Origin of the sequence: Streptomyces sp. NBC_01306, from assembly GCF_026340465.1 — a bacterium.
Lineage (GTDB): Bacteria > Actinomycetota > Actinomycetes > Streptomycetales > Streptomycetaceae > Streptomyces.
The window spans coordinates 3,275,820-3,299,337 of the sequence record NZ_JAPEPC010000001.1 but is presented as its reverse complement, the minus strand read 5'-3'; the positions used below and the strand labels follow the sequence as shown (position 1 = coordinate 3,299,337).

The 23,518-nt window shown below is 68.8% G+C and carries 20 protein-coding genes, 1 tRNA gene and 1 pseudogene; 8 read left to right on the top strand and 14 right to left on the bottom strand.

Going from position 1 to position 23,518, the window contains the following annotated elements:
* Positions 1-82: 82 nt before the first annotated feature.
* A complete protein-coding gene (locus OG385_RS14340; RefSeq protein WP_266855054.1) occupies positions 83-1,573 on the top strand; it encodes an AMP-binding protein in 1,491 nt (496 codons plus the stop codon).
* Positions 1,574-1,655: 82 nt separating this feature from the next.
* Here OG385_RS14340 and OG385_RS14335 read toward each other — a convergent pair whose 3' ends face one another.
* From OG385_RS14335 to OG385_RS14280, 12 genes and pseudogenes are all read right to left on the bottom strand, one after another.
* Positions 1,656-2,210 carry a DUF2087 domain-containing protein gene (locus OG385_RS14335; protein WP_266855053.1) on the bottom strand — a complete coding sequence of 185 codons (555 nt, stop codon included), beginning with the start codon at positions 2,208-2,210 and terminating at the stop codon, positions 1,656-1,658.
* A gap of 20 nt (positions 2,211-2,230) precedes the next feature.
* Positions 2,231-3,145, bottom strand: a complete 915-nt coding sequence (locus OG385_RS14330) for a fumarylacetoacetate hydrolase family protein (protein ID WP_266855052.1) — start codon at positions 3,143-3,145, stop codon at positions 2,231-2,233.
* Positions 3,146-3,208: 63 nt separating this feature from the next.
* Positions 3,209-4,495, bottom strand: a complete 1,287-nt coding sequence (locus OG385_RS14325) for an ATP-grasp domain-containing protein (RefSeq protein ID WP_266855051.1) — start codon at positions 4,493-4,495, stop codon at positions 3,209-3,211.
* Entirely contained in the window at positions 4,492-6,117 is a 1,626-nt protein-coding gene (locus OG385_RS14320) for a condensation domain-containing protein (RefSeq protein WP_266855050.1), read from the bottom strand. Before OG385_RS14320 ends, OG385_RS14325 begins: the two co-directional genes overlap by 4 nt.
* Positions 6,118-6,182: 65 nt before the next feature.
* A complete protein-coding gene (locus OG385_RS14315) occupies positions 6,183-7,217 on the bottom strand; it encodes a hypothetical protein (RefSeq protein ID WP_266855049.1) in 1,035 nt (344 codons plus the stop codon).
* Positions 7,218-7,346: 129 nt separating this feature from the next.
* Entirely contained in the window at positions 7,347-8,741 is a 1,395-nt protein-coding gene (locus tag OG385_RS14310) for a helix-turn-helix domain-containing protein (RefSeq protein ID WP_266855048.1), read from the bottom strand.
* Between the two features lie 102 nt (positions 8,742-8,843).
* Positions 8,844-8,993 carry a hypothetical protein gene (locus OG385_RS14305; protein WP_266855047.1) on the bottom strand — a complete coding sequence of 50 codons (150 nt, stop codon included), beginning with the start codon at positions 8,991-8,993 and terminating at the stop codon, positions 8,844-8,846.
* A 307-nt stretch (positions 8,994-9,300) separates the two neighbouring features.
* A pseudogene (locus tag OG385_RS14300) lies at positions 9,301-9,550 on the bottom strand (bifunctional 3'-5' exonuclease/DNA polymerase); the annotation flags it as partial.
* 176 nt (positions 9,551-9,726) lie between these two features.
* A complete protein-coding gene (locus OG385_RS14295) occupies positions 9,727-11,451 on the bottom strand; it encodes a relaxase/mobilization nuclease domain-containing protein (RefSeq protein WP_266855046.1) in 1,725 nt (574 codons plus the stop codon).
* Positions 11,448-11,978 carry a plasmid mobilization relaxosome protein MobC gene (gene mobC / locus OG385_RS14290; RefSeq protein WP_266855045.1) on the bottom strand — a complete coding sequence of 177 codons (531 nt, stop codon included), beginning with the start codon at positions 11,976-11,978 and terminating at the stop codon, positions 11,448-11,450. Before mobC ends, OG385_RS14295 begins: the two co-directional genes overlap by 4 nt.
* 194 nt (positions 11,979-12,172) lie before the next feature.
* Entirely contained in the window at positions 12,173-13,540 is a 1,368-nt protein-coding gene (locus tag OG385_RS14285; protein ID WP_266855044.1) for a hypothetical protein, read from the bottom strand.
* A 250-nt stretch (positions 13,541-13,790) separates the two neighbouring features.
* Complete coding sequence (locus tag OG385_RS14280) at positions 13,791-15,293, bottom strand: DnaB-like helicase N-terminal domain-containing protein (protein ID WP_266860849.1); 1,503 nt, start codon at positions 15,291-15,293, stop codon at positions 13,791-13,793.
* A gap of 348 nt (positions 15,294-15,641) precedes the next feature.
* Between OG385_RS14280 and OG385_RS14275 the strand changes: the two genes are divergently transcribed.
* From OG385_RS14275 to OG385_RS14265, 3 genes are all read left to right on the top strand, one after another.
* On the top strand, positions 15,642-16,166 hold the full coding sequence (locus OG385_RS14275) for a helix-turn-helix transcriptional regulator (RefSeq protein ID WP_266855043.1): 525 nt from the start codon (positions 15,642-15,644) through the stop codon (positions 16,164-16,166).
* 183 nt (positions 16,167-16,349) lie between these two features.
* A complete protein-coding gene (locus tag OG385_RS14270) occupies positions 16,350-16,568 on the top strand; it encodes a helix-turn-helix domain-containing protein (RefSeq protein WP_266855042.1) in 219 nt (72 codons plus the stop codon).
* A complete protein-coding gene (locus OG385_RS14265) occupies positions 16,568-17,716 on the top strand; it encodes a tyrosine-type recombinase/integrase (protein WP_266855041.1) in 1,149 nt (382 codons plus the stop codon). The genes OG385_RS14270 and OG385_RS14265 overlap by 1 nt, the downstream gene beginning before the upstream one ends.
* A gap of 129 nt (positions 17,717-17,845) precedes the next feature.
* Here the strand turns inward: OG385_RS14265 and OG385_RS14260 are convergent, their stop codons facing one another.
* Together OG385_RS14260 and OG385_RS14255 are read right to left on the bottom strand one after the other, a co-directional pair.
* Entirely contained in the window at positions 17,846-18,760 is a 915-nt protein-coding gene (locus tag OG385_RS14260) for a 2OG-Fe(II) oxygenase family protein (protein ID WP_266855040.1), read from the bottom strand.
* Between the two features lie 622 nt (positions 18,761-19,382).
* Positions 19,383-19,456 (bottom strand) — tRNA-Gly (locus OG385_RS14255).
* A gap of 726 nt (positions 19,457-20,182) precedes the next feature.
* On the opposite strand from OG385_RS14255, the gene dcd reads away from it, so the two are divergent.
* The 4 genes from dcd (at position 20,183) to OG385_RS14235 (ending at position 23,384) form a co-directional block, all read left to right on the top strand.
* Positions 20,183-20,758: a dCTP deaminase gene (gene dcd, locus OG385_RS14250; RefSeq protein WP_164262529.1), complete on the top strand. Its 576-nt coding sequence runs from the start codon at positions 20,183-20,185 to the stop codon at positions 20,756-20,758.
* Between the two features lie 9 nt (positions 20,759-20,767).
* Positions 20,768-21,265, top strand: coding sequence for a phosphoribosyltransferase (locus OG385_RS14245; protein WP_266855039.1), 498 nt, complete (start codon positions 20,768-20,770; stop codon positions 21,263-21,265).
* A gap of 496 nt (positions 21,266-21,761) precedes the next feature.
* The gene (locus OG385_RS14240; RefSeq protein ID WP_266855038.1) at positions 21,762-22,415 is read left to right on the top strand and encodes a response regulator transcription factor; all 654 of its coding nucleotides are present in this window, start codon (positions 21,762-21,764) and stop codon (positions 22,413-22,415) included.
* A gap of 231 nt (positions 22,416-22,646) precedes the next feature.
* Complete coding sequence (locus tag OG385_RS14235; RefSeq protein WP_266860848.1) at positions 22,647-23,384, top strand: DUF4255 domain-containing protein; 738 nt, start codon at positions 22,647-22,649, stop codon at positions 23,382-23,384.
* Positions 23,385-23,518 lie beyond the last annotated feature (134 nt).

Genomic DNA, 23,518 nt, shown 5'->3' with positions numbered 1-23,518 from the left:
AAGCCTCTTGCCCGTCCGTCTCTCCAGGGCCGCACTCGGCCGGCCACGGCACCGCACCGCCTCATCGAAGGGAACGCCACCCATGGCGGAAGAACTCATCCACCGGGCGGTCGCCCGCCACGCGGCGACCCAGCCCGACGCCACGGCGCTGGTCCACCGTGGCGGCACCGTCACCTACCGGGAGTTGGCCGACCGGACAAAACAGTGGGCGAGGGCCCTGCGGGAGGAGGGCGCCGGGCCCGGTCAGTACGTGGCGGTGTGCCTGCCACGCTCTCCTGACCTGGTAACCGCCCTCCTCGCGGTGCTCACCACGGGCGCCGCCTATGCGGCCCTGGACCCGCGCTGGCCAGCAGAGCGCACCGCGGCGGTACTGGAGCGGCTCGCCCCCGTACGGGTCGTCACACAGGACCGGCTCCCCCAGCCGTCCGCAGCCCACCCCGGAGATGACGACCCGGAGCCGTCGCAACTGCACGGGGGGTCGCCAGCCTGCGTGTTCTTCACCTCCGGCACCTCGGGCACTCCGAAGGGAGTTCTCTCGCCGCACCGCGCCACCACGCGGCTGTTCGCCCCGGGCGGGCCGCTGGCCTTCGGGCCGGGGACCGTGGTGCCGGTTGCCGCGGCCATCCCCTGGGACGCCTTCTCGCTGGAGCTGTGGGGCGCCCTGACCACGGGTGGCACCGGAATCCTGGTCGAGTCTGACTACCTGCTGCCGTCGACGCTGGAGGAGCTGACCGCTTGCCACGGGGCCAACACCGCATGGCTGACGGCCTCGTTGTTCAACCTGTTTGTGGACGACGCCCCGGAGAGCTTCATTGGCCTGGAACGCCTTTACATCGGCGGCGAGCGGCTCTCCCCTTCCCACGTCTCCCGGTTCCTGCAGGCTCACCCGGACATCGCCCTGTACAACGGGTACGGGCCGGTAGAGAGCTGTGTGTTCGCTACCGTCCACCACATTCGCGAGGAGGACTGCCTCGCCCCGGACGGCATTCCCCTCGGCAGCCCGGTGCCGGCGACCGCGGTGCACGTGCTTGACGGCGTCGTGGAGGCCGCGCCCGGCGAGGTGGGGGAGCTGTGCGTCAGTGGTGACGGACTAGCCGTCGGCTACCTGGCCGACGACTCCCTCACCGAGGCCCGTTTCCCTCGGGTGCGGCTGCGCGACGGGGAGCAGGTGCGGGTCTACCGCACAGGCGATCTGGGGTACGCCGATGAACGGGGGAGCGTGCGCTTCACCGGGCGCGCCGACCGCCAGTTCAAGGTACGCGGGCACCGTCTGGAGCCGGAGGAGATCGAGAGCTGCGCGGCGACGCTCGCGCCGGTCACGCGCAGCACCGTTGTCCCCATTCCCGGAGAACTGGGCACCTACGACGGAATCGCCCTGTTCTACACCGGTGGTGACAGCCCACGGGCGGTCGCCGACGACGGGGAATGCAGCGAGATCCGGGCGCTCCTCAGCCGCCGACTACCGGCGTATGCGGTGCCCGACGTGGTCAGCCGGGTCGACCGCTTCCCGGTTACCGGCAATGGCAAGGTGGACAGCCGAGCGCTGCTGGCTTTGCTCGACGCGGGACGTTGAAGGCCGGTCCGCCGCTGCCTGCTGCCGGACACCGGTCGGGGGCCGTGCCGGGTGTCCGGCACGGCCCCCGACCGGCAGGGGTTCACACCGTGGGCTTCACGTCCTCGCGCAGCCAGTAGTGGTTGTCCTCGCGGCCGAGCAGGCACAGGTCGATGAGGTAGCGCCGGATCGTCACGTGGTCGATCTCCGCCCCTTTGCACCACTCGCGCAGCTTGTCGTTGACGGCCTTCTCTGGGTAGGTGACACCCGGATCGAAGGAACGCTCGACGAAGTACCGCAGCAGTACCTCCCGGCGGCGGAACTGGGCTGGCAGGCGGACCAACCGGCCGTCGCGTACGAAAGTACGCAGCAGTGCCTCCGTCCGCTCGTCACCGGAACCGTACTCCTCGGAGGAGCGCTCGGGCCGGGCCGCACGGGCGATCTCCTTGAACTCTTCGTGCCGGGACCGCAGCCCGTCACTCGTCTCCTCGACTAGGCCGCCGTCGGTCAGACGCCGCAGTGCCGCCGCCGCCTCCTTCGGGGAGGCGCCAGCGGTCTCGACGATCTCGGGCAGAGTGGCCGCACCCAGGGCGACGGCCGAGAACACACGCAACCGCATGGGCTCGGCTAGAAGGCCGATCACAGACTCTGGTGTCATAGCGCTGTCTTCCATGTCTCTCACGAATTCATCCGGACAGGCCCGTCCTGCGGGCGGTCTACGGCGGTCTCCCAGGGGGCCGCGGCCGCCAGACGCACCCTGTTGCACAGGTCACCGACACCGGTGACGCGGGCCTCCACCCGGTCTCCGTCGCGGATGACTCCCGCGCCCGGCGTCCCGGTGGCGATGACGCTACCCGCCTCCAGAGACATGCCCCCTGAGAAGTACCCGACGATCCAATAGGGGTCGCGCATCATCGCAGACACCTCGTTGGTGGCGATGACCTCGTCGTTGACGACGGTCGAGATCCGCACGGACGACAGGTCCGCCACCTCGTCCGGTGTCACAATCCACGGACCGAGGCTGCAGAACGTATCGAACGCCTTGGCCCAGGGGATGTAGCGCGGGTTGACGCGGATGGCGTCCTCGGCCGTCATGTCGAGGACCGTGGTGAAGCCGAAGATGACCGAAGGTGCGTCGACGGGGTCCACGTTCTTGCAGGTGGTCCCGATCACCACACCCAGTTCCGCTTCGGCAGTGACCCGCTGCGACTGGGCCGGCAGTAGGATGTCGTCACCGTGCCCGATCACCGTGGAGCTCGGCCTGAGGTAAGAGCCGGGCGCGCCGGTGGGCTGCCGGACATCTAGGTCACCGGCGTGCCCCGCGTAGTTCAGACCCACGCCCCACAGCTTAGGCGGAACACGCAGGACCGGGCCAAGGACCGCTTCTTCGGTGTGGACCGAGGTCGCCAACACCTTCGGATCGGCCAGTGCCTCCTCCAGGGCGGTCCGCTGCCCCTTGACGACGACATCCAGCAGCGTCGGGCCGTAGGCGGTGCCGCAGACCTCGTTGACGCGGCTCAGCAGGACCAGCCCCTGCCTGGTCGCGATTCCCACGTCGTCCCCGTCCGCGGAACGTACTGTGCACAGCCGCACGATGCTCTCTCCTTCATTGTCTGGTCCGGTACGGCCCGTCCGGCCGTCGGTGGTGGTGGATCGTCAGTAGTGGGACAGTTCCATGCCGTTGACCCCGCGGGTGCCGTCGTCGAAGCGCAGGTCGAAGGTGAGCGCCGAGCGGACCGTCTCGATGGTGCGCACCACGGCATCGTGGCTGTCACACACCCCCGATACCGCGTCGAGGAACGAGGTCATGGTGCCGCCGGGCAGTTCGTCGCCGGGGTGGGCGAAGGGGCGGTAGGTGGTGACCCCGGGAAGCGCTCGGACCGCTTCGGCACCGTGGACGGCCTCCAGTCGGCATGACCGCAGCGGAGCCAGGTTGTTGTACTGGAAGTGCACCCGACCACCGAAGGAGAACGGCGCCAGGGCCACAGGTTCACCGAGGGCCGCGAGAGCGCCGATGCGCACGAGGTCCAGGTCGCAGGACTCACGCGACATCATGTTCACGAATCCAGAGAGTCTGCCGTTGAGTTCGATGATACGAGGTCCGTCGGGGGTCAGCTTCACCTCAGTGTGGGCGAATCCGCGCTCGGCGCCGATGGCCTCCAGAGCACGGGTGACCAGGTCGGCGACCTCACGCTCCTCATCCTGCGGCAGCGGGCTGGGCCAGATCCGGCCCGTGCTGCGGAACGGCGGCATGACCGGCGTCTTCCCGGTCACCGCCAGGTGGGTGATGCCGGTGGGCAGGCACAGGCTCTCCACGGACACGAAGTCACCGAAGGGCGCACAGGGGCGGCCCTCCAGATACTCCTCGACGACGAATGGGACCCATTCACCCTCGGCCTCCAGGGCGGCCAGCCGTGTATGCGCGGCGGCTGCCTCTTCCTTGTCGCGCAGCGCGTGCACCTGGCGGCTGAGCGCCCCGGCGACGGGCTTGACCACAGCGGGCAGGCCGACCGCCGCCAGCGCAGCATCCCAGTCGCTGAGGGTTTCCAGCGGGTGAGCGATGGTCTTCTCCACGCCCTTCTCCCACAATGTGCGGCGCTGCAGGGCCTTGTCGGTGAACAAACGTGCTGTGTGAGGGGAGTTTCCGGGCAGGCCCAGAGCGGCGGCGAATTCGGCGGCCTGCCGGACCAGGTGCTCACAGAAGTTCAGCACCGCGTCAGGTGATATCTCCCGCAGCAGACGTACGTCGGCGGCGGTGTCCCCGGTGAGGGTGCGCACGTCGCCGAGCATCTCCATGACGGGCCGCAGTTGCGCCACGTGCGCGGAGTCCCGGGGCACGAGGAAGACCACGTCGCCGAGGTCGGCGAGGCCGCCACCAATCTCGCCGGCCGGGACCGCGCCGAGGTCGTAGAGCACGGCGAACACCGGACGCTGTCGGGTCATCGGGCGGCCTCCGAGATGGTCCGCAGGTACTCGGCCGCAGGACTGACGGGGTGGGCGACCAGGCTGGTAAGGGCCTGACGCAGCAGGTCCGCGTACCGCCGGACGGCCTCCGACGGGACCAGCGAGGCGTCGTGGGAGACACGGATTTGCCCCTCCTCGCCGGTGATGTCGACGTTGACGCAGAACGGGAAGCTCAGCTTGCCCTTCACCCACCGGCCTCGTCCGCGGGCGGAGTCCGCCCGGTCGAGTTCCTCGTAGGCGCGGAAGTCCATGAAGTTGAAGGAGACGTCGAAGGCAGGACGTCCGAGTTGTTCCACCAGCAGGGCCTGTGGGTAGGCCGCGTGTTGGGCGCCCTCCTGCTCGGCCGCGGCGGCGGCTCTGGCGAGGCCGGTCCAGGTGTCGTCGACGGTGGTGAAGCGTACCGGCAGGGTGTTGAGGAAAAGGCCGACGGCCAGATCCGCGCCTGCGGTCTCGGGGCGGGTGGGGAAGACTACTCCGGTCACGATGTCCCGCTCCCGTCCGGACCAGGTACCCAGTGCACGGGCATGGGCAGCCAGCGCGATGGCCTTGACGGAGACACTGAGTATCCGGGCAGTCGAGCGCATCGCTGTCACCAGCGCTGACCCCAGCGCCAGGACGTGCCTCCCTTCCACGTTGGCGACCGTGCCGGGCCTGGGGCCATCGAATAGCGGGACGGCGTCCTCGACCTGTGCAAGCCAGTGGGCGGCGGCACCGGAGGACGAGGCGGCCACGTATTCGTTGATGAGGAAGTCCCGCTGGGGCTGTCGGGAGACCGCGGGTAGACGGGCCTCCCGGCCGGCCGAGGCCGCCCAGTACAGGACCATCAGGTCGACGGTCAGACGACTGAGGCTCCATCCGTCGAGGACGGCGTGGTGGCAGGCGAGGACCACATGGAAGGAATCCGGCTCAGTCACCACGTGGCAGCGCAACAGCGGGGCAATCATCCAGTCGAACGGGAGGCCCGCCCGGTTCTCGCACCAGTCGTCGACCAGTTCCCGTGCCTGGACAGGTGTCCGGGCACGGTCGACGGTCACTGTGATGTCGGCCTCCTCCCATATCAGTTGTGCCGGGGCGGAGAAGTTCCCGAGGTCGAAGGAGGTGCGCAGAGCGGCGTACCTGCGGCCTAGGGCGGCGACCGCACCTCGGAAGACGTCCTCGTCGAACGGGGCGCAGACCTCCCAGCCTTCCAGCGTGTGGTAAAGCCGCGGGTCGCCGCTGGTCTGGCACAGGTAGAGCATTCCGGTCTGCAACGCGGACGCAGGCAGCAACTCCTGCACACCCTCCGGCACCAGGGCGAGATCCTGCGCGGTCAACGGCGGTAGGGCGGCGGCGAGGTCCGCCTCGGCAGTGGCGGTCGGCACCGCCCGCAGACTAGAAGACCCGAGAATGGCTCGCGGCGTCTGGTGGACCATCAGGTCCCTGAGCGTCAGGGGGATCCCCCGCGCGCGAGCCGCCCCGACCACCTTCACCGCGGTCAGCGAGTCCCCGCCGAGTGCGTAGAAGCCGCTGTCGAGATCGATGTCAGGGACGGCCAGCGCCTCGCGGAGCACTGCCAGGAGAGTGTCGGTCAGGTCGGCCGGGGAGGCCGCCAGCGTGTCCATGCCTGCCGAGTCCTTTCGACGGTCGAGGTGAGGCGAAGAAGGCGGCCGGTGGCCGTACGGGGCGGTCATGCTGCGCAGGCGAGATCGCTCGCGGCCCGCATGACGAGTTCCTCCGTCGGGTTGACCCGGTTGATGTCGGCGACTGCCTCCATCAGCTCGAACACGTCGATGTCCATGGACTCGGCGCACCGTGTGATCAGCGGGAAGAAGCTCGAGTGCGTCTGGGTCAGAGCACCCACCAGTTGGTAGATGCGATCGTCGTGCAGCCGGGCCAGGGGGCGCACCCTGGTCTCGCTCAGCTGGCCGAGGGCCCGGTAGTCATAGCAGCCTGACCCGCGGCTGTGCAGGATCGCCGCGAAGACCTCGGTGTTGGCGTTGCCGGCACCGCGACCGATGCCGTCCAGAGTGGTGTCAACGAAATGCGCGCCCCCTTCCATCGCGGCGTTGGCGTTGGCATTGGCCAGGCCGAGGTTGTCGTGGCCGTGAAAGCCCAATGGCACGTCAACGGTTCCTGTGACGCGACGGAACAGGGTCTCGACTTCCGTCGGCAGGAAGCCGCCGACGGAGTCCACGAGATAGACACCGCAGGCTCCGAAGTCCGCACACTGCGCGACGGCGGCAGCCACTCCGTCGGTGTCCAGCACGTTGGTCTTCATCAGGTTGGCGAACGCGATGAGACCGAGTTCGCGGGCCAGTTCGATGAACTCCTGTGCCGGAGCCACGTCCGTGATGTCGACGCCGACCCGCACGAACTGCATGCCCGCGGCAGCGGCCTGCCGCAGATGCTCGGTACGGGCGATGCCCGGGATACAGAACATCCCCCACCAGGCTTCGCGAAGGGTGGACGCAGCGATCTCGAAGCAGCTCTCGTCGGACACCAGCGCCGGCTTGTTGAGCGCGGTGCCGGCATTCAGACCGAGCCCATGTCCCAGTTCGACATATTGGACGCCCGATTTCTCCAGCCCGGACAGCACATTCGTGATGACCTCCTCACTGAATTGGAAGTCCACGGAGTAGCTGCCGTCGCGAAGGGTGCAGTCGAGAATCTCGACGGGGGTACGGAACGGTAGTTCAGGGATGCCGCGCTGAAAGGTGGTCATGGCTTCCTCGCAAATCCTAGGTTGCGTCTGGTGATTGGCATGATCATGGCGCTCGGGAGCGGCCGACTTGGTCGGATGCAGACGTGCTGGGACGGTCGCGTCGACTCTCATCAAGAGCCGTCGGATGTCTCAAGCCGCCTGGATGTCGAGAATTGGAGGTGGCTGCCGCCGCGAGACGCGCGGGATCGGGGTACTCCCGGCGAGTCGGCGCACGACGTTCAGCACGCAGAACTTGGGCTGCCCGGGAGCGCCGGGCACCTGTCGGATCAGGCCGCGGAGCAGCAGGGCGTGCAGGTCGTGAACGCTCGGCGGCCGGGCGTCCAGCGGTGCCGACACCTCGTCCGTAGTCCACGGCCGCGGCAGAGCGGCGACCGTCTCCAGCAGCGGCAACAGCCGCGCCGGCAGGTCACGGACCGCGTCCCTTAGCGCCGCCGACAGGCAGGAATCGTCACCGGCGGGCGCGGAGGCGGGCGGGTCAACGAGTGCGAGCGGATCCTCCCGCGCGACGCGCAGCAACTGTTCGGGCGAGTACAGCAGCAGCCAGGAAGCAGCCGCCTCCAGCGCTCCCGGCAGTCCGTCCAGCGTGTAGCAGATCTCTGCCAATGTCTGCACGAGATCGTCGTCCGGCGCCAGGTCGGGACGCATGTGGCTGGCGTGAAGGAGCATGAGGCCGAGTGCCGACTCGTCTTTCGGGTCGGTCACCGGCAGCGGGGCCAGTGGGAAGAGTCGGCTGCCGGGCACGGCGCTCGGAGACCGAGCGGTGACCAGCACCACCAGCCGCGGGCAGGAGCGCAGCAGGCCGAGCAGGGCCGGTGCGGTGGCCGCCGAGTCCTCATGTCCGTCCAACACGAGGAGGGTGGGCCGGTCCCGGATGACGGAGACCAGTTCCTCGTGGCTTCCATCGTCCGGACCCGGACCCGGACCCGGACCCGGACCCGGACCCGGTCGCTGGGCCAAGGCGGAGCGCACCCAGCGCACGAGGGTGGCCTGCGGCCTGGTTGGCCTCGGCACCACGACCCGGGCGGCGCTGGTGGCCGACAGCCGGTCGTCGGCCACCCACAGTACGGGGGTGCGGTCCCGGTCGTGGATGACGGCCGCTGCCTCCTGCACGAGCCGAGACTTACCGACGCCCGGTACCCCGACAACGGTCAGCAGCCGTTCCTTCTCGGTGCCCAGCAGAGTCAGCAGGGTGTGCAGTTCACTGCGGCGGCCGGCCAGCGGGTGCAGGGCGGTCGGCGGCGGAGCGACGTCCGCACCGTACACGTTGCCGAGCAAGGACTCCCCGGCGACACCGTCGACGGCCAGTTCGAGTGTCGCGCGCTGCGTGCTGTCCAGACGCATGGCATCGGCGAGCAGCGCCAAGGTCTCCTTACGGGGGCGGGTCACACGTTCCTGCTCAAGGTCGCGGATGGCCCGCACACTGACCGTGGACAGGCCAGCAAGCTGCTCCTGGGTGAGCCGGGCCCTCCTGCGAGCGTTCCGCAGCATCGCTCCGAGCCCCGGCGTCCAGACGTCGGTGTTCATCGGTCTCTCCGTTTCCTGGGTCCATCCCGCCACTGACTCCGTTCCCAGGGCGCCCCCTCCCGGAGTGATCCGGTGGATCCCCGGGCATCCGCGGCGCCCGGATCACGGCTCGATGGCCGTCGGGCCTTTGTCCTCCGCGACCACGTGGAGTCCCGCAGGTTTGTCGCCCTGGTGTTGTCCCTCGATCGCACCGACGCCGATGACGAGCAGAGCGCTGAAGATCCCAATCAGTCCAGTCAGCTTGTGCCGCATGTCCCGCCCCAATCCTTTGTGTCGCCCCGGAAGTCTTCGGGACAGCACGCATCGTGCCGGGGGGCGTTCCTAAACCATTCCTGGTGCAATACCTGACTGGGATGAGCCCCTGCCACATACCCAATGACCTGCGAAAACGTGGAGGAGGATGGTCGCCCACGGGTGTGTGCCACCGCCAGGCGGGACCGTCATTCCCCTCATGCCGACGTTGGCCGGGGGGAGCCTCCTCACCCGCGCCGGCTGCGCCGACCGCGTACAGGCCGTCTGCTCGCACGCGACCCGGGACTGCTCACCGACCGTTAAACGAGCTGGCGGGACCGTCCTGCGGCAGGCCCGCCTCCTCGGCGCCGTCGACCGCGCCCGCCTTGGGTGGGCAGACGCGGCTCAGCCAGGCTTGCCCCAGCCGACCCTCCTCACCCGCGGGCCGCGTCGTTGACGCACCCGCCCGGCTTCGGGAAGCGGCGTCTGAGCGCGGCGGGGGTCTTCAGGGAGTCGCCGGAGGTCTGCCCGTACACCGCGCCGGACACGGCGAGTTTGGCCTGGACATGGTCGCCTGAACTCGGGGTCGCAGGAGTTGCCGCCAACACGCGCGGCTCCATCTGGTCGGCGTCGGCCCACGACCTGCGTTCTGCCTGGTCACAGAGCCGTGAAAATGGAACGACGACCGGGGCCGCCACTCCTGCTGGAGGAGTACTGGTAAAGACTCACGTCCGCGCTGGCCGCGTGGCCCTGATCAGCGCCTTCGTACCATTTGCTGCTGCTGCTGCTGCTGCTGCTGCTGCGGGGGTGGGGCGACTGTCGCTGTCTGCACGGGTTCGTTGGGGCGCTGTGCCGTGCTGCGGGCTTGGGCCACGCGGGCGTGTGCGCTGGGTGCCGGCCATGCGCTGAGGCGTTGGATGCGCCAGGTCAGAACTCGTGCGGGGTGTCGTGCGTCGTCCAGGGCACGCTGGTCGGCTGCTTGTTGGAGGAGCTGATGCGGGTCGTGCCCCGCCTCCTCGGCCGCAGCCAGTGTGGCTGCGAGGGCGTCGAAGGCCGGGTCCTGCAGCACCTGTGCTGCGTGATCGGACACGGCTTGCCGGATATGGCGGATGTGCCGGTCGACGTTGTGTTGGGGCGGTCGGTGCTGGGCGAGTGCTGCCAGGGGCGCGGCTGCCGCTTGGTCGTATGCGGCTTGGAGGTGTATGAGGCTTTGGTGGGCGGCGGCTACCTGCTGGTCGTGATGGCGGAGCTGGTGCCAGCGGGCGGCGGCGATGACAACGAGGACGGCTGCGTCGAGGAACATGGCCAGCACCGCGCCGTTGGAGGGGGCGGGCTCGCGGACCATAGCCCGCACGGCGCCGCGCAGGGCGCGGGCATGCTGGTATTCGGCCTGGATGCGGGATCGAGTGGCTCGCTCGAACGCCTCTGCCGCTTGCCGGAGGTGGGGGCGGAGAGCCTGGGGTGCGAGGAGGGGGAGCGTGTCGAGGGCTTCGCCGAAGGCGGCCAGGTGCGCCTGGGCTGCCGCCTCGTCACTGTCGTCAAGGCGATGGGGGGTCCGTTCCACGGCAGCGGTGGCCTGGTGCCACGGATTCGCCCTGCGACGGACAGCCGGGCCCCCGGGCTGGGGATCGGTGGTGGCTTCGAGGCGCTTCCGGATTTTTGGCAGGGACAGGTCGGGGGAGAGGGCGGAGCCGGAGTACCAGATGGGCTCCTTCTGGCCGTTGGTGTCGCCTTGGAGGGCGACGGTGTAGCCGCGGACGTCCCCTGAAGGGAAGTGCTTGACGTCGACGAGGATGCCGTTGGTTTGCTCCAGCAGGCGGAAGAACTCCTCGGTGCTGGTGGAGGCGGCCACGGCGATACGCACCGTGGTGCGCAGGGTCTCGCGGGCGGTGCTGGCGTGGCCGGTGCGGCGGGCTTTTTCCTGTTCGGCGCGGGTGGGGCGTTTGGCGGCTGTGCGGTCCCCGCGCACGACGGCGAAGAGGCCGTATTCCTTCTCGATGGCGGCGAGTTCGCGGTCGGCGGTGAGGTAGTCGTTCCAGTACCGGGCGGTACGCAGATCGGCCCGGACCTTGGTGGCGGCGATGTGGATGTGGTCGGTCGCATGCCGGACGGCAACCCAGCGGCAGCCGTCCGGGTCGCCAGCGGGTGCGATACCGGTGGCGGCCACGACGCGGCGGGCGATGTCGGCCCACTCCTCATCGGCGAGGTGGCGGTCGCTCTCGGCCGCGCGGATCGAGCAGTGCCACACGTGCTTCTCAGGTGCACGGTCGAGCCGCCCGGCCTGCTTGACGTGCAGATCGAGGTCGGCGACGAGGAGCTTCTTGGTGGCGGCGAAGTCCTCGGCGCGGCCGGGGTCGGGGGCAAAGCCGTCCCAAGAGGCCACCAGGTGGGGGGCGGCGTGGTCGATGGCCTTCTTCGTATCGAACAGGTAGCGGATCAGGCCCGCGGTGCTTACGCCGCTGCTGATCTTCGCGATCATCGGCCCGCCCTCTTGCCAACGGCCCGGTTCGCGGCTTCTGAGATGTGGCCAATCGCTGTGCCGACCGAAGCCAGGGTGCGGTCGGTCTGGGCCAGCAGGGCGTTGTCCCCAGGGTGTGGATGGTCTCCGGAGTTGAGCCTCTTGGCGATCTGGTTGACGTTGCGGCCGATGGCGGCGACCTGCTGGCGCAGTGCGTTGAGCTCGTCGATGTAGTCGTCGAGCTCGGTGCGCTGGCCGGAGAGGGTGAAGTCACCGTGGACGTGAGCCAGGGCAACGATGGCGACGTAGTGGGCGCCACTGACGTTCAGAGACCTGGCCTTGGCGAGGATTTCGGCCTTTTCTTCGACGCTGTAGCGGGCGTCGACGCGCTTCTTGCGCTGGCCGTTGGGGTCTGGCTTGCGGCGACGAGCGACGCGGTGCAGGGCAGCTTCGTCGGCGGCACGCGACAACGGCATCGCAGTGGTGGTGTCAGCGTCGGCGGGCTGTTCCTCCTCGGGCGCCCCCTGGTGCCCGTCCGCCTCCGCCACCCCCGGGGCGGAGGCTCCCTCGCGGGGTCGGCCTGCGGACGGTCCAGCGGGATACCTTGCTCCTCCTGTGGCGGGCATCGTCTCTCCGGCATCACTAGTGAGGCTGGGGGCTGTGCGGTCTGGGACGTGCATGTGTTCTCCGTGGCGGGTGGCGTGGACGTGGTGTGAGGCGGCACTGGCCGGTGCGGGCTGCCTCAGTGGGGGTGGCTGGCGCGAGCGGTCTTCAGCTCGGCCTTGACGGTGCGGACGGCTTGGCCGGCGCGGTCGCTGGCGATGCTGTAGCTGTCGGCGCGTACGGTCTCTTCGAGCAGATCGCGGGAGAGGCGCCCGGTTTCCTGGTGGATGCGGCGGGCGTAGCCGATGAGGGCGTCCAACGATGCATCGGGCTTACGGCCCGGTCGCTTCGAATTCGTGTCCGCAGCACTGCCCGGCTCTATGACGGTTCCGTCGCCCGCAATCTGCTCCGGCACGGTGAAGGGCTCCGACGGCTCAGGGCGCGGGCCGGTGCGGCCGTCAGGTTCCGGGCGGGCGGATTGCGGGCGAGCCGCCCGGTGCGCGACCTCGCTGCCCGCATCCGACGCTCGCTTCGTGCCTTTCGCCTTCGTCCGTTTCGAAGGCGAGGCGGGCGGGCGGTTCTGCCCGGAGCTGCTGGCGGTATAGGAGGCCGGGGTGTGCCAGCGCGGGGGCAGGGGGATGGAGGCGAGGCCGAGGGCCTGTTTGCGGGTGGCGATCTTGCGCAGCAGCAGATCGTCCTGGAGAGGATCGCTGTCGATGTCGGCCCGCTCCATGGCCTCGTGCAGACGCTTCGACAGGCGCCGCGCTCGTCGCTTGCCGCGCTTCTTGTCGGGTATGGCCTCGGCTCGCAGGATCAGGGTGACGGCATCGCTTAGGGCGCGTTCGCGGATGATCCGGGCGGCGTCCGCGTCCTGGTCGGCGATGCTCAACCGGGCCAGGAGGTGTTCGCGGGCTTGTCGGGCGAGGACGGCGGCCAGGCTGCGGGAGGCGGCGTCCGGAGTGTGGTGACGCAGTTCGATGCCCATGGCCAGGTGCCACAGCATCGCGGCCATGACCGGGCCGATCAGCGCCCGGACGGTGCCGCCGACCGGCCCGAATTCGGCGTATGGGGGGATGAGCTGTACTGCGGTGATCACCCAGACCAGGACGCCGGGCAGGCCCGGTGCCCGCGCGGGCCCGTTGAGGTTCTGCCGTGCCATCAGGGCGGTGGAGAACAGCGCCAGTTCGGCGATGGCGAACATGAAGGTGCGTTCGACGGAGCTGGTCATGGCGAGGTAGTCGCCGGCGAATCGCCAGCTGGTGTCTGCGCTGTAGGCGGTGCAGCCGACCGCGGCCACGGCGGCGACCTGCACAGCGGTGGTTGCGCGCCACTGGTTGGCGCCGGTCGGCTGCCGGCGCTGCTGGCGGATCATCCATGCGGCGAACAGGGCGAGGAGCACGATGACTGCGAGCAGCACTGCCGTCAGTGCGGGGGAGGCGGCCCAAGGCGGCAGAAGCGGCGTGGCGGTGCCGTCAGCGGTGAAGTGCGGGGTGTCGGCAGGGGGCATACGGGGGGCCTTTCTGTGCAGGGAGTGGTGGAGGGAAAGGGTGTTCACGCAGGGGCGTTCACGCGGGCCCCCTTCTAAAGAGGGGCCCGCGCGTGAACGGTGGGGCGCGTGTACGGCGTGGACGCTTCCGTGATCGTTTGACCTGCGGTTTCGCGCTGCGCGTGTGCGCTGTGAGCGGTCCGTGGTGGTGTGCGCAGGCGAGGGTGGCGTGAACGGTCGCGTGAACGCTCCGCGCGGGTGGCGTGGGGGTTCAGCCGACGGAGGTGAGGTGGCGGGCGGAGGCGTAGAAACGGGTCTGCTGCCCGCCACCTGCTCCTCCGGCGATACCGTCGGCCCTGGTCGCCAGGCCCTTGTCGACGAGGCGGGCCAGGTGGCGTCGGGCTTTCTCCACGTCGGCGCGTTCGGGATCGCCGCCGCCGATCAGGACGGTCGCCAGGTCGCGGGCGGTCATCCCGCCTGGTGCGTTGCGCAGGAGGACGGCGGGGTCCTTGGTCGGGTCGACTGTGGTGGTGCCGCGCACGTGGTCGTGGGTGACGTCGAGCGGGCCGATCTCGCCGGTGGGGGTCTTGAGGTGGTGCAGGGTGACGGCTGGGTCGCCGGCCTTGCCGGTGACGAACAGGACGCTGCCTGCGCCGGAGACGTACCAGGTGGAGCCGTAGACCTGGTCCAGGGTGGGGCGTTGGCCGCGTGGGGTGTCGGCGGTGGCCTTGCGCTGGTGGTGCAGCTCCAGGATCTCCACGCCGCCTCGCAGGGCCCGGTTGCGGGCGTTGTGGAAGGCGACGGCGAGGCCGTCGTCGACCATGGTGCTGACCGAGTCCTTGAGGCTGTCGATCACGATGGTGTCGGCCTGGTGGGCTGCGGCGAGGTCGGCGAGGAGGTCGGGCTCCTTGTCCAGGGTGGCGGGCAGGGGCCCCTCCCAGACCACGAGCCGCTCGCGCAGGATCGTTTCGTCGGTGGAGAAGACGCGGCGTTTCATGGCCTTGGCGATCTGCTTGGGCCGGTCCATGGCCAGGTAGAGCACGCGCCTGCTGGGGGCGACGGGCATCTCCAGGACGGTCTCCTGCAGGCCCAGGCGGGCGAAGATCACCTGGTGGGCCAGGGTGGTCTTTCCGACGCCCGGAGCGCCGACGATCATCAGGCTCTCGCCGGAGGCCCAGGCCGTCTTCTCGCGGGTTCCCCACAGGGGTTCGGTATCCGCGCCGGTCTCCTGGACGAAGGTCCACCCGTCCTTTGCGAAGCGGTTCAGGCGCCCTTGGCCCGAGGCGAGCGCCCGCTCGCGCTCGGCGCGCACTTCCGCTTCGATCTCGCTGCGTATCGCCTCGGGATCGGCACCCGGTTCCTGGGCGCGCTGGAGGGTGCGCACCGCGGAGGCGTGCAGGCGTCGGAGGTCGGCCTTCTCGCGGATGATCGCCGCGTGGTGTTCCGCGTTGCCGGTGCCGTAGAGCACGTTGGCGAGCTGGTGCAGGTAGACAGGGCCGCCGACGCGCTGGAGGTCGCCCTGCTGCTGGAGCAGCTCGGTGAGGACGATCGGGTCGGTCGGTTTGTCCTCGCGGCGCTGGGTCAGCAGCGCGCGCCAGATGGTCTCGTGCGCGGGCCGGTAGAAGGCGTCGTCGCCCAGCACGGGCCGGACCGTGTCGATGATGGCTCCGTCGTGCATGCAGGCGCCGAGGACCGCGCATTCGGCGTTGAACGGGGCGTGCGGGGTATCGGGTGGCTCGGCGGCTGCGGCGGGGGATGGCGAGTACGGGGGCAGGGGCGTACCCTGATTCACGAAGCTCCTCTCCTGCGGGCCATATGGGACGGCAATCCCGGCCAGTCAGGTTGATCGCTAGGGATGGCGGTTGCAGAGGTTTGCGCTTTGAACCCCTCGGTGCACACCGAGGGGTTTTTTGTATGCGGGGCTCCGGGTCGGTGTCGGGGTGGACTACAAGTATGCCACATGATCTGCAAAAGGCAATGCCATTCTGCAATGCGCAGAGCGTGAGGCGGTGACTTCGTTCTGTGCGATTGGCAGTACCCTTCTGCGTTTCGCAGATTCCATGCTATGGTTTTAGCTCGACTGCAAACCGCAGGAGAGCCCTGCGACAGGAAGAAGGGGCGGATGGCGGACGACGAGACTCCCGAGGGAATCCTGCTCAGCGGCGAGGAGAACGCCGCTGTACGCATCAAGCTGGAACGCGACAAGCGCGGATGGAGCACGACCACGCTGTCGGAACGCCTGAACGAGGCAGGCTTCGACATGAACCCGTCCGCGGTGTGGCGCATCGAGAACCGCAAGCGCCGCATCAACCTCGACGAGGCCATCGGGTTCGCCGAGGTCTTCGGCGTCGGCCTCCGGAACTTCGCCGGCCCCCCGCAGCTCGCAGCGAAGGGCCGGGCCATGGAACTCATCGACAACGTCGTCGCAGCCCAGCAAGAAACCATGCGCGCCCAGCACGCCTTCGCCCGCGCTCGCGACACCTTCGACGCCTACATCGCAGAGCACCCCGACATCAGCGAAGAGGCGGAGGCGATGGTCTCCAACGCCATCCACGAAAGCGTCACGCAGATGAACGCGCAGATGTTCGGACCCCCGCCCGGCGCGTCAGCCGACGCCGATCACCCCGACGCCGCCCCTGACGCATAGCTCGTCTTATCGCCCGGCCTGGGACCGCAAACCCCCAGGCACGGGATACGCACCGCACCCATCCCAGATCAACCGGCCAGGCCGGGGTTGCCGCCCCGTTCGCCGGTCCGGACCAGGAGCCCCCACTTGCGCCATACGGCGATAACACATGCCATCACCTCAAGCCCCCGGTCGGCACGGGAGGTGACCACCCCCGACATCCTCCTCACCGTGGATCAGGCCGCCGAACGCCTCGGCACCGGCGTCCGCTTCATCCGCCGCCTCATCTCTGAGCGCCGCATCCGCTACGTCAAGCTCGGCAAGCCCGTTCGTATCCCCGAGAGCGCCATCGCCGCGTACATAGCCGAGCGAACGGTTCCCACGTTGCGCGAAGTCCGTTCCGACTTCAGGCGGGCTGCCTGATGGCGGCCCGCAAGCCGCAGCGGCGGCGCGAGTTCGGCACCACCCGACAGCTTCCCTCGGGCCGTTGGCAGGCACGGTATTGGGCTCCGGATGGCAGCCGTCGAACCGCCCCGGAGACCTTCGCGACGAAGACCGACGCGCAGGACTGGCTGACCCTCACCAAGGCCGACATCCAGCGCAATCACTGGGTCGACCCCAACGTGGGCGCGGTCAACTTCGAGTCGTACGCCGTGAAATGGATCGACGAACGCGGACTCTCCGCTACCACGGACGAGCTGTACCGTCGCCTGTTGCGACTGCACGTCCTGCCCGCCTTCGGCGGCCTGGACCTGGACGAGATCACCGCGCCGGCGGTGCGGACCTGGCGGACGGAACGCCTGTCGGCCACGGGTGCCACCACGGTCGCCAAGTCCTACCGGCTACTCAAGGCCATCATGGGGACAGCAACTGATGATGAACTGATCCGCCGGAACCCCTGCAGGATCAAGGGCGCGGGCACCGAGCAGGCCAAGGAACGCTCGACGGCGACCGTCGCCCAGGTCGATGCGCTCGCCGAGGCGATGGGACCGCGCTGGCGGCTGATGGTCTACTTCGGCGCCTACGGGCCGATGCGCCCGGAGGAGTTGGCGGCTCTGCGCCGGGGCTCCGTCTCGCTGGCCCCGCTCGCAGTGAAGATCACCGAAGCCGCACCTGAGCTGACCACGGGCCGCCGGGCCGAGGGAGACACCAAGTCGGCGGCTGGCGTGAGGGTCGTCCACCTCCCTGAGTTCCTGTACGCCGAGGTCAAGCACCACCTCGACTGGTTCGCGGAGAAGGAGCCCGCCGGGCTCCTGTTTGTAGGGGAGAAGGGAGCACCGTTCCGGCGCTCGACCTTTGGCCGCAAGTGGGCAAAGGCCCGCACGAAGGTCGGTCTGCCGGAGGGCTTCCGCTTCTACGACCTGCGCCACACAGGGCACACCTTGTCAACGCAGTCCGGAGCCACCCTGAAGGACACGATGGTTCGCGCGGGGCAGTCCTCGGAGAAGGCCGCCATGATCTACCAGCACTCCGACGACGAACGTCAGCAGGAGGTGGCCGACGGCATCGACGTCAGGGTGCGTGAGCAGCGGCGGCGTGCGGACGAGGAGAAGGCCACCCGCGACGCGTAGTGGATCCCTCGAAGGCGGGTCGGGTAGGTGCCCGACCCGCCTTCTGCGGTGCCGGCCCGACTGGCTTGCTAGGCGTACCTGCGCTATAGCGTGAAGCCGCACCAAGTTCATCGATAGTGACCGGCAAGGTCACTTGCCGAGAATGGACTTCAGCACGGCCACGTATTCGGGGCCGGTATTGAACGGTCCATATGCGGGCGGATCGGCAGGGCTGGTGAGCGCGTCCAGTGGCCGGACGGCAACGCCGTAGTCGGGCCGGTGTTTGTACTGGATCGACATCCGGTCGCGATGCACCGTCCTGACCCGGTGCGGTGCTGCCCGATGGCGCCCGTTGGACCACCGCTGGACGTAGTCGCCGAGGAAGAGGAACAGCGCGCCGGGAACGGTGGGAACCTGCAGCCACTGCCCATCCGCGTCACGGACCTCCAGGCCCGGTTCGTCCTGGTCCAGGATGGTCAGTACGGACAGGTCGATGTGCGGCGACATCGCATAGCCCGCGGTGGCGCCGGTGTCGGTGAGGTGGCTCGCGCCGTAGTGGTTGAGGCCCAACCGGTGCAGCGGACCGCCCGCCAGGTAGGGGGTGAACGAGTCCTCCTCCAGCCCGAGGTCCAGGGCACACGCGGCGAGGATTCCGTCGCCCAGCCGGGTCAAGTGGCCGAAGAGTTCCAGGGACTTCGGGAACGGCGCGTGGTAGAAGTCCACGGACGCGGGCGGGGGAAGTTCGTCGGTGGTGTTGCCGACCCGGTACTGCTCGCACGCCTCCGTGCCGCTGTGGGTGCGGCTCCGCTCCCTTCCGAGCCCGCGGTACCCCAAGAACTGGGACTGCTCGGTGGCGTCGTACCGGCTCTTCTCCGTCGGGGACAGCTGATAGAACCGCCGTGTTTCCTCATAGACGTCCTTGATCAACTCGGCGCGAACGCCGTGGTTGTGAACGAAGAGGAACCCCTGGAGCCGGAAGCGACCGCCGAGACCAGCAGCGACTGCCGCCCGGTCCTTCGAAGTCCAGCCGGCCGCATGCCCCGGCAACTGCATGTGCGATATCACCCATGTCCTCCTGTGCGCTCGCCGATCGGAACGTGCCGAGCCCGGCTCCCCGACCACCGGAAGACCTTTGAAGTATGTTCGGAGCCAGAAACCCCGAACCGCCCTGCCATCCTGGAGGGCACCGCAGCGTTCCTACAACCCCGCAGGATCGGCTTCCGGCCAGCCCAGCGGCGCTGGCACCTCAACCTGTGCGCCAAGGGGCAGCCGCGGCGTCGCGGTGCCGAGGATCCGGCTTGGGGCTGGCCCCAGCCGCTTCTGTTCCAGTGCCGTGTGGGGCCGGGCATCGACAGACAGAGCGTGGGGGAGGCGGCCAGCCATCCCGGCCGCCCACCGTCTCGCTTTGGCCGCCGAACCTCCGAGGCATGACCGGCCGGACGAGTCTCAGTCGGCCGACGCTGGGATTTGCAGATGGAACGGAACGACCGCACTGGTGTTGAGTGATGCAGGTCACGAAAAGTGCGTATCGATATATGAGACGTGTCGCCGTCGAGTCGCCCGAGGGGTCCGATGGAACGCCATTGGCCAGTGCATTTCCCGCAGTTGGGGCACGCTGAGGGCACGACGCCCCTTGAGTGGTCTAGACAACAAAGAAGCCCCAGGCCGCTGACCTGGGGCTATGTAATGGAGCGAGTGACGGGAATCGAACCCGCGCTCTGAGCTTGGGAAGCTCATGTTCTACCATTAAACTACACTCGCGCAGCGATCTTCCCGGAGGGAATCGCATCGCGCTTACTCTACCTCATGACCAGCCGCACCCGGTGCCGCGTCCCGGAGCTGTGAGCCGTGCCGGCTCCCGCCGTCTCCCCGGGTGTTTCCGGCTTGCCCCATGTGTTGCCCCCACCCCCCGCCCCGCCCTTCCCGGTTACGCCGTGTTGGGGGGTGGGTGGCCGTCCGTACAGTCGTCCGGTTTGGGTGGTTTCGGGCTTGCTTTCGGGTGGGGATCCCGCTGCCCGGTGCGGAAGTTGGGGCGTACCGTGGCCAATCGGAGTGCCGGTTGGAGCGGTGTCCTGTACATCCCCTAATGTGGTGTTTTCTCTCGTCCGCGCTTGATGGGGAAGGGACTTGATGGATCCGATGGAGCGCACCGTCGTCCGCTGTGCCGAAGGGCACGTGTTCAGTACTGCCTCGTTCCCGTTGCAGCAGCTCGGGACCGACCGGATCGGGCCCGGGCGGCTCATTCGGTGTCCGCGCTGTGCGCGGTTGCGGCATGCCGTGCCGGTGGGGCTGGAGCAGCAGTAGCAGCAGGATCGGCAGCAGGGGCAGAGGCAGGAGCCGGCCCGCTGCGGGAGTAGTAGCGACAAGATCAGCTGGGGCGGGAGGAGTGGCCCCGGTCGCCGTTTCGGGCGGGTGCGTCGTCCGTGGTGCGGGGTGTGCGGGTCGGCCGATTGGGGCGGGGCCGCACGGTCCCCGTATCCTCGGGGCGTGCTTCTCTCAGACAAGGACATCCGGGCCGAGATCGACGCCGGGCGCGTGCGCATCGATCCGTACGACGAATACATGGTGCAGCCCTCCAGCATCGACGTGCGGCTCGACCGCTACTTCCGGGTGTTCGAGAACCACAGGTATCCGCACATCGACCCTGCGGTCGAGCAGGCGGATCTGACGCGCAAGGTCGAGCCGGACGGGGACGAGGCGTTCATCCTGCACCCCGGTGAGTTCGTGCTCGCCTCCACCTACGAGGTCGTCACGCTGCCCGACGATCTCGCGTCCCGTCTCGAAGGCAAGTCCAGCCTCGGGCGGCTCGGGCTCGTCACGCACTCGACCGCCGGGTTCATCGACCCGGGTTTCTCGGGGCATGTCACGCTCGAACTGTCGAACGTCGCGACGCTTCCCATGAAGCTCTGGCCCGGGATGAAGATCGGGCAGCTCTGCATGTTCCGGCTCACCTCGCCGGCCGAGCACCCGTACGGCAGTGAGCGGTACGGGTCGCGCTACCAGGGGCAGCGCGGGCCGACCGCCTCGCGGTCCTTCCTCAATTTCCATCGGACCCAGGTGTGATATCCAGCCATGAGTGACGTACGCGAGAACCTGACATACGACGGCTTCGGGAACGCGGTGCGCGAGCTCGCGCAGACCATCGCCGACGACGGCTATGAGCCGGACATCGTGCTCAGCATCGCGCGCGGCGGCGTATTCGTGGCCGGCGCGCTCGCCTATGCCCTGGACTGTAAGAACATTCATCTGGTGAACGTCGAGTTCTACACCGGTGTAGGGACCACGTTGGAGATGCCGGTCATGCTGGCGCCCGTGCCCAACGCAATCGATTTCTCGGCCAAAAAGGTGCTCATCACCGATGATGTCGCCGACACCGGGAAGACCCTCAAACTGGTCCACGACTTCTGTGTCGGCGCCGTCGCCGAGGTGCGCAGTGCCGTGATCTACGAGAAGTCGCACTCGCTGGTGAAATGCGAGTACGTGTGGAAGCGCACCGACGAGTGGATCAACTTCCCCTGGAGCGTCGAGCCGCCCGTCGTGCGGCGCGAGGGCCAGGTGCTGGACGCCTGATGCCGCAATCGTAAATGCGGGGGAACGGTGAAGGATTCGGGTGCTGACCGGCACTCGAATCCTCTCGGTGGGGCTCTCCGAGCCCCTCTCCGTCTCTGTTCTGTCTCCGTTCTGTACCTGTTGCTCGTTGCGCAATGGACTCGCTATTCCACCGGCGGGCCGCTCCGGGCTCCGAGTTGCGCGGGGTTTGTCCGGCTTTCTGGCTTGATGCGGCCGGGATGCCGTGCGGTTCGCGGAGGGAATACGCCCCATCGGTCCGGGAGTTCATCGGACTGTCGTCTCCGATCGCCCCGGGTGTGTAACGGGTCGGTTAGAGACGTGTGAGAGGCTTTCCGGTCGGTGGTCGCCTTAATACCGGGCTGTCCGTCTCGTGCCGATCTCGTGTAGGCCCACGAATGCGGACACACCATCAGCCACAGGAGTGCGGACTCCGTTGATTCCGCCGGATCACGGTGTGACGCATCATGGTGTTCTGCGAGAACGTGAGGGGTTGGCCATGCGGACGTCATTAGATTCGACGGGACCTGAAGCCAGGATCCCGGTCGCCATTCACGCGTCCGACCCGCTCTCGCTGGCAGGAGCTACCACTCAGCTACGCCAGCAGCCGGCCATCGAGCTGGTCGACGAGGCGAGCGGACGGCCGGGAACGGTGGCGGTCCTGCTGGCGGACGCGCTGGACGAGCCGACCCTGTCGCAGTTGCGGCGGCTGGTACGGATCGACGGCACCCGGGCGGTCCTCGTGGCCGGTCTGATCCGCGAGGCTGAACTGCTTCAGGTCATTGAGAGCGGCGTCGCGGCCATAGTCTGGCGGCACGAGGCCACCGGGCACCGGCTCCTGCAGGCAGTCATCGCTGCCTCAAGGGGCGAGGGAGACCTCCCGTCCGATCTGCTCGGACGGTTGATATCCCAGGTCGGTGCCCTTCAGCGCAAAGCCACCAGTTCACCGGGGGCCCCCGCTTCGGGGCTCTCCTCGCGTGAGCTGGAGGTGCTGCAACTGGTGGCCGAAGGCATGGACACGGCTGAGGTCGCGCGCAAGCTCTCGTACTCGGAACGCACTGTCAAGAACGTGATGCACGGCCTCACGACCCGGCTGCACCTTCGCAATCGGGCCCATGCCGTCGCTTATGCCTTCAGGGAGGGCTATATCTGACCATGTCGGGACGGGTCCCGGTTCCGGCACTCAGCCGGCCGGGTGCCCTGCCGGTCATTCCGCCGGTCCTCAAGGGCACGCCGTACTGCCCCTGAGGGCCGGCGGCGTTGTACCCGGACCGTCCCTCCCACGCCTGGGGTGTTGATGCACCCCAGGTGCAGGATGGCGGTGCGGACCCGCGACCCGGAGCGGGTGACGCCTGTGACACCGGCACCAGTGAAGGGCGCGACAGTGATCCACGAGGTGGACGAGGTCCTGAAGGGGCTGCTGTCCGGCGGCGCCCTGGCGGGGACCGGAGTCGACATCGCCTTCGAGGCGCCGACCCGCGACTGGGCGGCCCGGCGCAACTCACCGACGATCGACGCCTATCTGTACGACATCCGCGAGGACGTCAAGCGGCGTGAACGCGGCGCCATCGCGATCAAGGACGAGCGCGGCGTGGTGCTGAAGCGGCGCCAGCCGCCGCGCTGGTTCCGGCTCTCGTATCTCGTCACGGCCTGGACCAAGCAGCCCCAGGACGAGCACCGGATGCTCTCCGCCGTACTGGCCACGCTGCTGCCCCGCGAGGTGCTGCCGCCGGAGGAGCTGACCGGGGCGCTGGCCGAGCTCGGGCTCACCGTGCCCATGACGATCGCCGGGCTGCAGACCGACGCGCGGTCGTTCGCCGAGATCTGGTCCGCGCTGGGCGGCGAGCTCAAGCCGTCACTGGACCTGGTCGTGACCGCGCCCTTCCCGGCGTTCCCCGAGTACGAGGTCGGGCCGCCGGTCACCGAGGGCGCCGGGGTACGGGTCCGCGGTACGGACGGCACCCTCGACGACTCGCAGCAACGGGATCACCAGCCGCGCCACTTCGCCCGGACCAGCGCACGCCGCCGACCGGGCGTAGCAGGCGCCGCAGGCGGGGCCACGGGTACGGCCACGGGCACGGCCACCGATACGGGTACGGCCACGGGAGCGCAGGCGGAGTGACGTCGGACACCGAACTCGGCCGCGAAGCCGGACCGGAAGCCGGCGGCCGTGCAGCCGGGCTGCGTCGCGGCACCGGCACCGGCACCAGCACCGGCACCGGCACCAGCACCGGCACCGGCACCAGCACCGGCAAC

Excerpts from the sequence above, each read along its gene's own strand:
- OG385_RS14340 (WP_266855054.1), top strand. The coding sequence starts at position 83 with ATGGCGGAAGAACTCATCCACCGGGCGGTCGCCCGCCACGCGGCGACC.
- OG385_RS14335 (WP_266855053.1), bottom strand. The coding sequence starts at position 2,210 with ATGACACCAGAGTCTGTGATCGGCCTTCTAGCCGAGCCCATGCGGTTG.
- OG385_RS14325 (WP_266855051.1), bottom strand. The coding sequence starts at position 4,495 with ATGACCCGACAGCGTCCGGTGTTCGCCGTGCTCTACGACCTCGGCGCG.
- OG385_RS14320 (WP_266855050.1), bottom strand. The coding sequence starts at position 6,117 with ATGGACACGCTGGCGGCCTCCCCGGCCGACCTGACCGACACTCTCCTG.
- OG385_RS14315 (WP_266855049.1), bottom strand. The coding sequence starts at position 7,217 with ATGACCACCTTTCAGCGCGGCATCCCTGAACTACCGTTCCGTACCCCC.
- OG385_RS14310 (WP_266855048.1), bottom strand. The coding sequence starts at position 8,741 with ATGAACACCGACGTCTGGACGCCGGGGCTCGGAGCGATGCTGCGGAAC.
- OG385_RS14305 (WP_266855047.1), bottom strand. The coding sequence starts at position 8,993 with ATGCGGCACAAGCTGACTGGACTGATTGGGATCTTCAGCGCTCTGCTC.
- OG385_RS14295 (WP_266855046.1), bottom strand. The coding sequence starts at position 11,451 with ATGATCGCGAAGATCAGCAGCGGCGTAAGCACCGCGGGCCTGATCCGC.
- OG385_RS14285 (WP_266855044.1), bottom strand. The coding sequence starts at position 13,540 with ATGCCCCCTGCCGACACCCCGCACTTCACCGCTGACGGCACCGCCACG.
- OG385_RS14275 (WP_266855043.1), top strand. The coding sequence starts at position 15,642 with ATGGCGGACGACGAGACTCCCGAGGGAATCCTGCTCAGCGGCGAGGAG.
- OG385_RS14265 (WP_266855041.1), top strand. The coding sequence starts at position 16,568 with ATGGCGGCCCGCAAGCCGCAGCGGCGGCGCGAGTTCGGCACCACCCGA.
- OG385_RS14245 (WP_266855039.1), top strand. The coding sequence starts at position 20,768 with ATGAGTGACGTACGCGAGAACCTGACATACGACGGCTTCGGGAACGCG.
- OG385_RS14240 (WP_266855038.1), top strand. The coding sequence starts at position 21,762 with ATGCGGACGTCATTAGATTCGACGGGACCTGAAGCCAGGATCCCGGTC.